Below are 12,418 nucleotides of genomic sequence, written 5' to 3' on the forward strand. Positions count from 1 at the left end.
GACTCCGCAACCTGTGGCGCTCGCTGACCTCGATGGGCACCGCGCTGGTGCTGCTGTTCCTGCTGGCGCTCGGCGCGATACCCGGCGCGCTGCTGCCGCAGCGCAGCCTCAACGCCGGCAAGGTGCACGACTACCTGGCCGCCCATCCGGTGATCGGCCCGTGGCTGGATGCGCTGCAGGCCTTCGACGTGTTCTCCAGCTTCTGGTTCACCGCCATCTACGTGTTGCTGTTCGTCTCGCTGGTCGGCTGCCTGACCCCGCGGATGATCGAGCACGCCCGCAGCCTGCGCGCGCTGCCGGTGCCCGCCCCGCGCAACCTGGCCCGGCTGCCCAAACACGCCGGCGCGCGGCTGTCCGGCGATTCCGCCGACGTGAACGCGCTGGCCAACACCATCGCCGGCCGGTTGCGCGGCTGGCGCTCGACCATCAGACACCCCGACCCCGAAACCGTCGAGGTGTCCGCCGAGAAGGGCTACCTCCGCGAATTCGGCAACCTGGTGTTTCACTTCTCCCTGCTCGGCCTGTTGGTCGCGGTGGCCGTCGGCAAGCTGTTCGGTTACGAGGGCAACGTGATCGTGATCGCCGACGGCGGACCCGGCTTCTGCTCGGCGTCACCGGCGGCGTTCGACTCGTTCCGCGCCGGCAACACCGTCGACGGCACGTCGCTGCATCCAATCTGCTTGCGCGTCAACGACTTTCAGGCCCACTACCTGCCATCGGGGCAGGCCACCTCGTTCGCCGCCGACGTCGGCTACCAAGCGGGCGCCGACCTCACCGCGAACATCTGGCGGCCTTATCGGCTGGAGGTCAACCACCCGCTGCGAATCGGCGGCGACCGGGTGTACCTGCAGGGCCACGGCTACGCGCCCACCTTCACCGTGACCTTCCCGGACGGGCAGACGCGCACCTCGACCGTGCAATGGCGGCCCGACAACCCGCAGACCCTGCTGTCGTCGGGGGTGGCACGCATCGACCCGCCCGCGGGCAGCTACCCCAACCCCGACGAGCGGCGCAAACACGAGATCGCGATCCAGGGCCTGCTGGCGCCGACCGCACAGCTCGACGGCGTGTTGCTGTCGTCGCGCTTCCCGGCGCTGAACGCCCCCGCGGTCGCCGTCGACATCTACCGCGGTGACACCGGCCTGGACACCGGACGGCCCCAATCGCTGTTCTCGCTGGACCCCCGGCTGATCGACCAGGGGAGGCTGACCAAGCAGAAGCGGGTCAACCTGCGCGCCGGCGAACAGGTCCGGCTCGACCCCCCTGGTTCGCCGGGCACCGTCGTCCGCTTCGACGGCGCGGTCCCGTTCGTGAACCTGCAGGTGTCGCACGACCCGGGTCAGACCTGGGTGCTGGTCTTCGCGATCACCATGATGGCCGGACTGCTGGTGTCGCTGCTGGTGCGGCGCCGACGGGTGTGGGTCCGGCTCAGCGCCTCGGCTAAGGAGGCCCCCGGTACGGTAAACGTCGAGCTGGGTGGCCTGGCGCGCACCGACAATTCCGGGTGGGGCGACGAGTTCGAGCGGCTGACCGCGAGGCTGCTGGCCGGGCTCGGCGGACCCGTCAACACGACCGTCGCCGCGAAAGCCGGAAAGGACGCCACATGAACACGCTGCACGTCAACCTCGGCCTGGCGCGCTACTCCGACTGGGCATTCACCTCGGCCGTGGTGGCGCTGGTGGTCGCGCTGCTACTGCTGGCCTTCGAGCTGGCCTACGTCGGCGGTCGCCGCGTCGACAGCCGCGCGCTCGCGCTGGCCGGTGCGCCGAAAAATGTCGCGGCCGACAGCGCGACGCCCGGCGTCGTGCAGGACGTCGGGGCGCGGCCGTTCGACGAGCGCGTCGGACGTGCCGGGCTGGCGGTGGTCTACCTCGGCATCGGGCTGCTGCTGACCTGCGTCGTGCTGCGCGGCCTGGCCACCATGCGGGTGCCCTGGGGCAACATGTACGAGTTCATCAACCTGACCTGCCTGAGCGGGTTCGTGGCGGGCGCGATCGTGTTGCGCCGCCCGCAGTACCGCCCGCTGTGGGTGTTCCTGCTGCTGCCGGTGCTGGTGCTGCTCGCGGTGTCCGGGCGGTGGCTCTACACCAACGCCGCCCCGGTGATGCCGGCGCTGCAGTCCTATTGGCTGCCCATTCACGTGTCGGTGGTGAGCCTGGGTTCCGGGGTGTTCCTGGTCGCCGGCATCGCCAGCATCCTGTTCCTGCTGCGCACCTCGCGGCTGGGCGAGCCCGATCAAGCCGACAACCAGGCAAACGAAGTCAGCCGGCTGGCCCGCATGGTGCAGCGTTTGCCCGACGCGCAGACCCTGGACCGGATCGCCTATCGGACGACGATCTTCGCGTTTCCGGTGTTCGGTTTCGGGGTAATTTTCGGGGCGATCTGGGCCGAAGAGGCCTGGGGCAGGTACTGGGGTTGGGATCCCAAGGAGACCGTGTCGTTCGTCGCATGGGTGATCTATGCGGCCTATCTACATGCCAGGTCGACCGCGGGATGGCGAGACAGGAGAGCGGCGTGGATCAACGTCGCGGGATTCGTGGCGATGGTCTTCAATCTGTTCTTCGTTAACCTGGTGACCGTGGGCCTGCATTCATACGCGGGCGTGGGCTGACTGCCCATAGGGCTAATTGGCCGGGGGGCCGCGTATTCACAACAAGGGGGAATGTTCACGTGTCTGACAATTCGACTACCGGCCCGACCAGCCTCGATGCGCCCGAAACCGTGCAGAGCCGCAACGGCGTGGACCATCCGACCACCCAGTTGCCGCCGGCGCCGGAACCGGGCGCCGAAGCGCCGACGCGGGCCTTCGCCGGATTCCGCACCGAGCAGCGCCGCCCTGCACCCGATGCCCGGGCCGCGGCGCCGCCAACCGCGCCGGCCGGGATGCCACCGTGGGATTCCACGCCGGTCACCGGCATCCCGCGGGTCGACCCCGCGGGATTCGGCGGCTATCACGGCGGCCCGGCCGACGCGCCCGTACGCCCGGTGGACTCCTCTTACCGGCCCGAGTTGGTGCCGCACACGCCGTATCCCGAACTGTCCACCAGCATGCTGTTGCGTCAGGTCAAGCCGCCGCCGTCGGACGGCTGGCGCCGGTTGCTCTACGTGCTGTCCGGTCAGCTGATCAACCTGGGCGAGAGCCCGCGGGCCGCGCGCTACCACGATTTGGTGGCCCGGGTGAACCGACCGCTGCGGGGTTGCTACCGCGTCGCGATGGTGTCGCTGAAGGGTGGCGTCGGCAAAACCACGATCACCGCGACGTTGGGGACCACCTTCGCCTCGTTGCGCGGCGACCGGGTGATGGCGGTGGACGCCAGCCCGGACCGTGGCACCCTGAACCAGAAGGTGCCGCTGGAGACCGCGGCCAGTGTCCGCCAGCTGCTGCACGACGCGAAGGCCATCGAGCGCTACAGCGACATCCGCCGCTACACCTCGCGGGGGCCCAGCGGGCTGGAAGTGCTGGCGTCGGAAAGCGATCCGGCGATCTCGGAGGCATTCACCGCCGACGACTACAGCCGCGCCATGGAAATCCTCGAGCGGTTCTACGGCCTGGTCCTCACCGATTGCGGCACCGGACTGCTGCACTCGGCGATGTCATCGGTGCTGGACAAGGCCGACGTGCTCGTCGTGCTCAGCTCGGGATCCATCGACGGCGCGCGCAGCGCCTCGGCGACGCTGGACTGGCTCGACGCGCACGGCCACGAGGACCTGGTACGCAACTCGGTCGCGGTCATCAACGCCGTGCGGCCGCGAAGCGCCAACGTCGACATGCAAAAGGTCGTCGACCACTTCGCGCGGCGCTGCCGCGCGGTGCGGTTGGTGCCCTTCGACCCCCATCTCGAGGAGGGCGCCGAAATCAACCTGGACCGGTTGCGGCGGTCCACCCGCGAAGCGCTCACCGAGCTCGCGGCCGTGGTCGCCGACGGATTCCCCAGCGATGCGCGGCCCGCGCCGAATTCATTGGTCGCCGCGGCTAGTCCCGGCTAATTTTTGCCAAGCCGCCGCAGGAAGTCCGGATCGTCGTCGGGACCGATCACGCGGGTCACAGGCCGAGCGGCCTGTGACCGCGCTGCTCGCCAGCCGATGTAGATCAGCGTCCCGAACACCAGGACGAGGATCAGGTAGAGCACACGACACCTCCTTGGAGCGAATATACCCGCGCCGTAGGCTCGACCCGTGTCAGATGGGCCGAGCTCTGGGAGCTCTGGGAGCTCTGGGAGTTCTGCGACCACTGGGAGTCGGATCGTCGTCGACGTGCTGCTCTACGCGACGGCCCGGTTGGCGCTGGTGGTCGCGCTCAGCGCCGCGATCTACGGGGTGGCGCGGCTGCTGGGGCTCGGCGAATTTCCGCTCGTCGTGGCGGTCTTGTTCGCGCTGATCATCGCGATGCCGCTGGGCATCTGGCTGTTCACCCCGCTGCGACGGCGCGCCACCGCCGCGCTTGCCGTCAGCGGCGACCGGCGCCGTCGGGAACGCGAAGAACTGCGGGCCCGGCTGCGCGGCGAGACGACACCGGACGAGACAACCGACCCGGAGTGAGATCAGCCGAGCCCGGGCGGCAGCCGGACCACCTGCGCGGCGTACGTCAGGCCGGCGCCGTAACCGATCAGCAGGGCCAGGTCGCCGGGCTTGGCCGCCCCGGTTTCCAGTAGTTGGGCCATCGCCAGGGGAATGGAGGCCGCCGAGGTGTTTCCGGTCTGCTCGATGTCGTTGGCGATCACCGTATCCGGGCGCAACTCGAGGGTCTTGGCCAGCAGCTCGTTGATGCGGCTGTTGGCCTGGTGCGGGACGAACACGTCGATCTGATCGGGTCCGACCCCGGCCGCGTCCAGCGCCCGCCGCCCGACGTCGCCCATTTGGAATGCGGCCCAACGAAACACCGCGGGACCCTCCAGCCGCACGAATGGGCGTGGGCCACTTGGGTTTTGCGCGAACGTGATCCAGTCGATGTCTTGGCGGATGGCGTCGGCCTGTTCGCCGTCGCTGCCCGCCACGAGGGGCCCGATGCCCTGCACGGGTGTCTCGCCCACCACCACCGCGGCCGCACCGTCGGCGAAGATGAAGCAGTTGCCGCGGTCGCGCATGTCGATGGTGGGGGACAGCTTCTCGGTGCCGACCACCAGCATCTTGGCGGCGGCCCCGCCCCGGATCATGTCGGCCGCGGCGCCCACCGCATACCCGAACCCGGCGCACCCGGCCGAGATGTCGAACCCGAGGACCCCCTTGGCGCCCAGCGCCGCTGCGACCATCGGGGCGGCCGGGGGCGTCTGCAGGAAATGGGTGTTGGTGGTGACGATCACGCCGTCGATCTCGGCCGGATCAAGCGCGGCGATCGACAACGCGCGCCGGCAGGCCTCGGTTGCCATGGACGCCGCCGATTCGTCGTCGGCGGCGAATCTGCGGGTCTTGATGCCGGTGCGGGAGAAAATCCACTCGTCGGACGAATCGATGTTGCGGCAGATCTCTTCGTTGCTGACCACGCGTTCGGGCCGGTATGACCCGACGCTGAGCAAGCCGACGTTCTTCGGCCCACTGCTCGTGGCGATCTGACTCATGCCGTCCTTATCTGGGTTGCTGCATCGACTGTATGCGCGTTGCTGCGGCCGCCGTTCGCCGAGTCTGCGTCCAGCGCGTCGACACGCCGACCCGGCGCGCTCTGGGCGCAGACTCGGCGGCCGGTCAGATCCCGAGCGGCCCGGCCAGCGCCAAAGCGGTCGCCACCAGGATCGCCCACACCAGCATCGCCAGCCCGGTATCGCGCAGCACCGGGATCAGCTCCGGGCCGCCGCGCCCGGAGCGCACCGGCCCCGCCGCGCGCACGGCGAGCGGCATGGCCACCAATCCGACGGCACATAGCGGCGCCGCCACCATCAGCACCAGGGTCAGCACGCCGGCGGTCGCCAGCAGCGCTTGGTAGAGCACCCGGGTGCGGGCGTCGCCCAGGCGCACCGCGAGGGTGACCTTGCCCGACTGCGCGTCGGTGGGGATGTCGCGCAGGTTGTTGGCTACCAGCACCGCCGACGACAGCGCCCCGGTCGACACCGCCAGCACCGCCCCCACCCAGTCCACCCGCAGCGCCTGGGTGTACTGGGTGCCCAGCACCGCGACCAGGCCGAAGAACACGAACACCGCGACCTCGCCGAAGCCGGCATAGCCGTAGGGCTTCGACCCGCCGGTGTACAGCCAGGCCCCGGCGATGCACGCGGCGCCGACGGCGATCAGCCACGGCGCGGTCAGCAGCGCCAGCGCCAGCCCGGCTCCCGCGCCGACGCTCAGGCTGATGATCGCGGCGGCCAGCACCGACCGCGGGGAAGCCAGCTTCGAGCCCACCAGGCGCAGCGGGCCGGCGCGCTCGTCGTCGGTGCCGCGGATGCCGTCGGAGTAGTCGTTGGCGTAGTTGACGCCGACGATCAACGCGAGCGCGACCGCCAGCGCCAGCAGCGCCTTCCACCACACCGCCGCGTGCAGCCACGCCGCGGCGCCGGTGCCGGCGATGACGGGTGCCACGGCGTTGGGCAAGGTGCGTGGACGCGCGCCGGAGATCCACTGCGCGAATGTGGCCACGAACGCATCCTGCCCTATGCACAGCCGGTGGCGACCCGCTACGCCCGGCTCCGCCGGGCTTGCGATCGCCACTATGCACCACAATGGGCTAGTGCTTGGAGTGATCGGCGGTAGCGGCTTCTACACCTTCTTCGGTTCCGATAGCCGCGACGTGCACGTCGAAACCCCGTACGGCGACCCCAGCGCCGCCGTCACGGTGGGCACCGTGGGGGAGCACGAGGTCGCGTTCCTGCCCCGCCACGGCGCGCAGCACGAGTACTCGGCGCACACCGTGCCGTATCGCGCCAACATGTGGGCGCTGCGCAAGCTGGGCGTGCGGCGGGTCTTTGCCCCGTGCGCGGTCGGCAGCCTGACCCACGAGCTCGGCCCGGGCACCGTGGCCGTGCCCGACCAACTGGTCGACCGCACCCGCGGCCGCGCCGACACCTATTTCGATTCCGGAGCCATCCACGTCGACTTCGCCGACCCGTATTGCCCGACGCTGCGGGCGGCCGCGACCGGTCAGCCCGGTGTGGTGGACGGCGGCACCATGGTGGTGATCCAGGGGCCGCGGTTCTCCACCCGGGCCGAAAGCCGCTGGTTCGCCTCGGCCGGGTTCACGCTGGTGAACATGACCGGTTATCCGGAGGCGGTGCTCGCCCGTGAGCTCGAAATATGCTATGCGGCAATCGCTTTGGTGACCGATCTGGATGCCGGCATCGACGTCGGCGAGGGGGTGAAGGCCGTCGACGTGTTCGCTCAGTTCGAGCAGCACATGGAGCTGCTGAAAAATTTGGTCCGCGACGCGATCGCTCGGGTGGCGATCCAGCGCACCTGCACACACTGCCTGGCGCACACCGGCGTCACGCTGCCGTTGGAGCTGCCGTGAGGGTATTGCTCACCGGCGCAGCCGGTTTCATCGGGTCGCGGGTGGGCGCCACGCTGCGCGCGGCCGGCCACGACGTCGTCGGCGTCGACGTCTTGCTGCCCGCCGCGCACGGCCCCGACACGGTGCTTCCGGAGGGATGCCGACAGGTCGACATGCGCGACGCCGACGCCCTGGCGCCGCTGCTGGCCGGGGTCGACCTGGTGTGCCACCACGCCGCGATGGTCGGTGCCGGCGTGGACGCCGCCGACGCGCCCGCCTACGGCGGACACAACGACTACGCCACCACGGTGCTGCTGGCGCAGATGTTCGCCGCCGGGGTGCGCCGCCTGGTGCTGGCGTCGTCGATGGTGGTCTACGGGCAGGGCCACTACGCCTGCCCCGACCATGGGCTGGTCGACGCGCTGCCGCGGCGGCGCGCCGACCTCGACGCCGGCGTGTTCGACCACCGCTGTCCGGCCTGCGGGCTGCCGGTCACCTGGCGGCTTGTCGACGAGGATGTCCCGCTGCGTCCGCGCAGCCTGTATGCGGCCAGCAAGACCGCGCAGGAGCACTATGCGCTGGCGTGGTCGGAGTCGAGCGGCGGCTCGGTGGTGGCGTTGCGCTATCACAACGTCTACGGTCCCGGGATGCCGCGCGGCACGCCCTATTCCGGGGTCGCCGCGATCTTTCGCTCGTCTATCGAAAAGGACGAGCCGCCAAGGGTTTTCGAGGACGGCGGGCAGATGCGTGACTTTGTGCACGTCGACGACGTGGCCGCGGCGAACCTGGCGGCCGTCAACAGCGACCGCGGGGGCTTCTCGGCGTTCAACGTCTGCTCCGGGCGGCCGATCTCGATCCTCGAGGTTGCCGCCGCGCTGAGCCAAGCCCGCACGGGCGCCCCGGCGCCCGTCGTCACCGGGCAATACCGCAGCGGGGACGTGCGTCACATCGTCGCCGACCCCGCCCGCGCCGAACAGGTGCTGGGTTTCCGCGCGGCCGTCGATCCGCGAGATGGGTTGCGCGAGTTCGCCTTTGCGCCGCTGCGATGACTACGACGGGTCGTGCGGCGGCCGGTAGATCCTGGGTTTCGGCGCCGGGGGGAGGTGGATCTGGCGGGTGGCGGAGTCGTCGCCGCGGAAGATGCGGGGTGATCCGGCGGGCCGTGCCGACACGGCGGTGGGTGCGTCCCCGCCCGGTCGGGTCGGGATGCGCGTCGTCGCCGGCTCCGGGGTCGGCGGCTTCGCGGTGCGGGTGTGTGCGGCGCGCGGCCTTCGGGTTGTCGGGCCGCGCCGACCCGAAATGACCGCGGCGGCAAGGATACTCAGCGCCAGCCCGCACAACACCACATCGAAGGTGCTGGTGATCTGCTGGGCGAGGTCGTTGCCGTAGACGGGGTTGGCCCACCCGCCGCCGGTGGGGGGCTCCTGGAACCGTGGGGCCAGCACGACACCCAGGATCACCCGTGCGATGCCGAGCGTGCACAGCAGTCCGCACAGCGACGTGGTCAGCCTCCTCGACACCGCCCGGTTGGCCAGGTTGACCCGAAGCCAGATCGCGAGTACCCCGGTGGCCAGGTCGAACGCGGCCAGGGTCAGGGTGTCGTAGCGCGAGTACGGGTAGTTCAATGCTACCGCGACGGCGAGGTCGGTGAGCCGCATCAGCACCGACCCCAGACACCATACGGCGATGAGCAGCAACGCTTTTCGGGCCGCCGCCGACCAGGCACTGGCGGCGGCGGTGCCGCGCTTCGCCATCAAGGCGCCGGGCGCGAAGATCGCCGCACCCGCGGCCCAGGCCAGATAGCCCTCGTACCCGACGCCGGCCGTCGAGGTGTTCTGCGCGATGCCGTGGAACGCGTCGATGTCGCGGCCGACGGGAAGCAGCCACACCAGTATCCCGGCGAGCAGGGTCGAGGCGCCGAGCGCGCTGGTCGCCAGGCGGGACGCCTCGGTGCTGCGCGGCAGCCACCGGGATGCGACGAGGACGGCCGCCAATGCCACCGCGCCGTACACCACCGCCGTCGCGATGACCGCGAGGTTCTGCTCGCCGAGACCGGACCCGCCCTGCAACGCGTAGTGCACCCGCCAGCACAAATGGAATGCGGTGCTCAGCGATGCGAGGACGATCGAGGCGTAGCCGATGATCGGTGCGGACCGGGACCGCTCATCGGGGTGCGCGGCCAATAGCGAACCGGCGATCCCCAGCCACGCCCCCGGTCCGACACCACCGGGCACGTGCACGCCGCCGCCGGATCGGATCGTTTGGATCACGTCGAACACGACGAAGGCGACCACCAGCAACTGGTAGGGGATGTTCAGCGGTGCGCGCAGCTTGGTCAGCGCGAGGGAAAGCAAGGACAGCAGTGTCGCCAGGCCCACGGCGGCGAAGAGCTCCGCCCGGCTGCCCGGGATGCCGACCCCGAAATACAGGTTCCACGGCAGGAACAGCGCGACGACGAGCAGTACCGCGGCGGTCACGTCGCGGGCGAGGATCCGGCGGCGCGGCGGGTCGGCGGGTGGTGCGACCCGCCCCGTGATGGGACCGGTAGGCGCGTCGTCGCTGCCTTGGCTCACGATGCCCCCCGGTGGGTAAAGATGCTTGGCGGAGTGCGTTGCTCGCTTGCGAACATATTCTCCGTTCGGGCGGCACGGCAATCCCGATTGCTGGCTGGGGGCAGGGCCGCTGTGTGCTCATAGCCGAATCTAATTTAGATGCTGGATACTGCGGTCGATATCGCAGTGTAATGATGGCTGGGTCAGTTGCTGGTTGGGTGCCGATTGGGTTGCTGGCGGGGGCCGGCCAACCGAAGGAGAGCAGCGGTGGACGTCGTTTTGGGGGTGGCGGTCGCTGATCGCACCGCACGCCTGACGCTCGTCGCAGCGGCTACGCCGGGTCAGGATGTGATCGATCAGTCCGTCATTGATCTGGCGGACAACCCCATTCAGACACTGACCGAAACCGTCGTCGGCACCGATCGCTTGCTGTCCGACGAAAGCCATCGGCTGCTCGCCACCCGGCTGTCCTGGTCGGATCCGCTGCGCGCCGACGAGCTGCGGCGGTCGTTGGAAGACTCCGGCGTGCAGAACGTCGTGGTGCTCGACGAGTCGGAGGCGGCGACGGGGCTGGCGCCGACGGTTGGGATCGACGCGGATGCGACCGCGATGGCGCCGACGGTCGGGTTTGACGGCGATGCGACGGCGATGGCGCCCGCGTTCGCAGACGACGACGTGACCGGGTCTTTGCCGACGTTGGGCGCCGCGGACGTGGTGCTGGGGGTAGCCGTCGCCGGTTCGATCGCTCGATTGGCGTTGGTCGGGCCCGCAGCGGGCGGCTATGCGGCAGTCCGGCACCTGGTGGTTGACCTGGCGGTGAACCCCTTCCAGACGCTGACCCAAGCGGTGACCGACATGCGGCAGGCGCTGGCGGACGAGGGGCGCCACCTGGTGGCAACCCGGGTGTGCGCGCCGAATCCGGTTCAGGCGCAAGCGTTTAGCCAGGCGTTGACGGCCGCGGGAGTCGGAAATGTCGCGGAGATCACGGCGGGCGAGGCGGTGACGGCGCTAATGCGGGGCATCGTCGGCGTCGGCGCGCCTGCCGGTTCGGTGGTGCTCGAGGTCACCGCCGAGGCCGCGACGTTGATAGGCCTGGGAGCCGCCGGCGTGCTGGCGACCGTGGCGCTGGAGAACCTCGTCGGCGCTCAGGTCGCGGCCGCCGCGGTCGACATGGTGCTGGATTTTCTTCGCACCGCGCCGTTCGAGGTCGCTGCCGCGTTCGTCGTGGGCACCTTCGAGGGCCTCACCGAGGTGGTCGAGGGGCTGCGCGCTCGCTCGCCGCTGCGGGTGGAGCTGCTCGAGCATCCCGAATTCGCGCTCGCGAGCGGTGCGGCGGCCGCTCCGGCGGTGGCGGCGGCCGCCGCCGACCCCGCCGCGACAGCGATGGCCCCCGCCGTGGGCCCGGCCGGTGACGCGACGGTAATGGTCCCCACGGCCGCACTCGGGGAGTCGTCGGCGGAGGAGCCGCAGCTGGCGTACTCGATGGCCGACGAGGGCGAGCCGCTTCCGGTCGAGGGCGAATTCGGCCCCGACTATCCGGAGTACGACGACGACGAAGCCATCACCACCGCGCAGCGGCTCCGCGGCCGGTCTTTGCTGATCAGCAACGCGGTTGTCGCCTTCGCGGTGATCGGATTCGCGTCGCTGGCCGTCGCGGTGGCGATCACGGTGCGGCCCACCGCGGCCTCCGAGCCGGTGGTGGGGCACCAGAACGCTGCGCCGGGAAAGTTCATGCCGCTGTTGCCAACTCAGCAACAGGCTCCGGTGCCCGCGCCGCCGGCCGATCAGCCAAATATCGGATACCAGGGCGGCATCATCCCTGACAGCAACGGCTACATCCCGCCGCAGCTGGTGTCGCGCGGGGGCGAGGTCCCGGCTGGCCCGGCCCCTGGTTTGGTGCCCAACCCGAACGGGCCGATCCCGGTCCCGGTCATCGTTCCCTACCCGGGCTGGCGGCCGCCGTATCCGCCGTATCGGCCACCGTGGCCAACGACCACCTACCCGACGCCGTCGACCCCATCCACGCCTTCGACGCCGACGACGCCGTCCACGCCCTCGACGCCGACGACGCCGTCGACGCCGTCGACGCCGTCCACGCCTTCGACGCCTTCGACGCCTTCGACGCCTTCAACGCCGTCCACCCCGTCCACTCCCTCGACGCCCTCGACGCCGTCGACTCCTGCCACGCCGTCCACGCCTTCCACGCCGGTCACACCGTCCACCCCGTCTACCCCGTCCGCGCCGTCTACCCCGTCGACCCCGTCGAGCGCGCCGGCGACGAAGACGCCGTACACGGCGTCGCAAGCACCGCAATCAAGCGCGGCGCCACCCAGCGCGCCGCACACCTCGGTCGCGCCGCCGCACACCTCGGTCGCGCCGCCGCGCGTGCAGACGCAGGCCCCCAAACCCGTCACCCCGCAGCCGGTCACCCCGCCGCACAGCAGCCACCACTAGC

Annotated in this window: 11 protein-coding genes; 7 read left to right on the forward strand and 4 right to left on the reverse strand. The window is 70.4% G+C overall.

Annotated features, from left to right (window positions below; all coding sequences use genetic code 11):
* Positions 1-11: 11 nt before the first annotated feature.
* From G6N66_RS02075 to G6N66_RS02085, 3 genes are read left to right on the forward strand one after another with little or no spacing between them, the layout of a single operon-like run.
* Positions 12-1,607 carry a cytochrome c biogenesis protein ResB gene (locus G6N66_RS02075; RefSeq protein ID WP_139825477.1) on the forward strand — a complete coding sequence of 532 codons (1,596 nt, stop codon included), beginning with the start codon at positions 12-14 and terminating at the stop codon, positions 1,605-1,607.
* Entirely contained in the window at positions 1,604-2,611 is a 1,008-nt protein-coding gene (ccsB, locus tag G6N66_RS02080) for a c-type cytochrome biogenesis protein CcsB (protein WP_085235568.1), read from the forward strand. Before G6N66_RS02075 ends, ccsB begins: the two co-directional genes overlap by 4 nt.
* Positions 2,612-2,670: 59 nt before the next feature.
* Positions 2,671-3,987 carry a MinD/ParA family ATP-binding protein gene (locus G6N66_RS02085; RefSeq protein ID WP_085235567.1) on the forward strand — a complete coding sequence of 439 codons (1,317 nt, stop codon included), beginning with the start codon at positions 2,671-2,673 and terminating at the stop codon, positions 3,985-3,987.
* Here G6N66_RS02085 and G6N66_RS02090 read toward each other — a convergent pair.
* The gene (locus G6N66_RS02090) at positions 3,984-4,130 is read right to left on the reverse strand and encodes a hypothetical protein (RefSeq protein ID WP_139825460.1); all 147 of its coding nucleotides are present in this window, start codon (positions 4,128-4,130) and stop codon (positions 3,984-3,986) included. The two genes, G6N66_RS02085 and G6N66_RS02090, sit on opposite strands and share 4 nt — an antisense overlap.
* Before the next feature lie 46 nt (positions 4,131-4,176).
* Between G6N66_RS02090 and G6N66_RS02095 the strand changes: the two genes are divergently transcribed.
* Positions 4,177-4,539 (forward strand): DUF4229 domain-containing protein, encoded by a 363-nt coding sequence (locus G6N66_RS02095; RefSeq protein WP_085235566.1) that lies wholly within the window; start codon positions 4,177-4,179, stop codon positions 4,537-4,539.
* A gap of 2 nt (positions 4,540-4,541) precedes the next feature.
* On the opposite strand, the gene fabH is transcribed toward G6N66_RS02095, so the two are convergent.
* Together fabH and G6N66_RS02105 are read right to left on the reverse strand one after the other, a co-directional pair.
* A complete protein-coding gene (gene fabH, locus G6N66_RS02100; protein ID WP_085235565.1) occupies positions 4,542-5,555 on the reverse strand; it encodes a beta-ketoacyl-ACP synthase III in 1,014 nt (337 codons plus the stop codon).
* Positions 5,556-5,679: 124 nt separating this feature from the next.
* Entirely contained in the window at positions 5,680-6,564 is an 885-nt protein-coding gene (locus tag G6N66_RS02105) for a 1,4-dihydroxy-2-naphthoate polyprenyltransferase (protein ID WP_085235709.1), read from the reverse strand.
* Between the two features lie 73 nt (positions 6,565-6,637).
* Between G6N66_RS02105 and G6N66_RS02110 the strand changes: the two genes are divergently transcribed.
* Together G6N66_RS02110 and G6N66_RS02115 are read left to right on the forward strand one after the other, a co-directional pair.
* The gene (locus tag G6N66_RS02110; RefSeq protein ID WP_085235564.1) at positions 6,638-7,432 is read left to right on the forward strand and encodes an S-methyl-5'-thioadenosine phosphorylase; all 795 of its coding nucleotides are present in this window, start codon (positions 6,638-6,640) and stop codon (positions 7,430-7,432) included.
* Complete coding sequence (locus tag G6N66_RS02115) at positions 7,429-8,460, forward strand: NAD-dependent epimerase/dehydratase family protein (protein ID WP_085235563.1); 1,032 nt, start codon at positions 7,429-7,431, stop codon at positions 8,458-8,460. Before G6N66_RS02110 ends, G6N66_RS02115 begins: the two co-directional genes overlap by 4 nt.
* On the opposite strand, the gene G6N66_RS02120 is transcribed toward G6N66_RS02115, so the two are convergent.
* The gene (locus G6N66_RS02120) at positions 8,461-9,984 is read right to left on the reverse strand and encodes a DUF7937 domain-containing protein (RefSeq protein WP_085235562.1); all 1,524 of its coding nucleotides are present in this window, start codon (positions 9,982-9,984) and stop codon (positions 8,461-8,463) included.
* Positions 9,985-10,230: 246 nt separating this feature from the next.
* On the opposite strand from G6N66_RS02120, the gene G6N66_RS29235 reads away from it, so the two are divergent.
* Complete coding sequence (locus G6N66_RS29235) at positions 10,231-12,417, forward strand: hypothetical protein (protein ID WP_232079183.1); 2,187 nt, start codon at positions 10,231-10,233, stop codon at positions 12,415-12,417.
* Position 12,418 lies beyond the last annotated feature (1 nt).

The sequence above is a fragment of the Mycobacterium conspicuum genome, from assembly GCF_010730195.1.
In the GTDB taxonomy this organism is placed as follows: domain Bacteria; phylum Actinomycetota; class Actinomycetes; order Mycobacteriales; family Mycobacteriaceae; genus Mycobacterium; species Mycobacterium conspicuum.

Coding starts and splice junctions, on each gene's coding strand:
- fabH (WP_085235565.1), bottom strand. CDS start 5,555: ATGAGTCAGATCGCCACGAGCAGTGGGCCGAAGAACGTCGGCTTGCTC.
- ccsB (WP_085235568.1), top strand. CDS start 1,604: ATGAACACGCTGCACGTCAACCTCGGCCTGGCGCGCTACTCCGACTGG.
- G6N66_RS02110 (WP_085235564.1), top strand. CDS start 6,638: ATGCACCACAATGGGCTAGTGCTTGGAGTGATCGGCGGTAGCGGCTTC.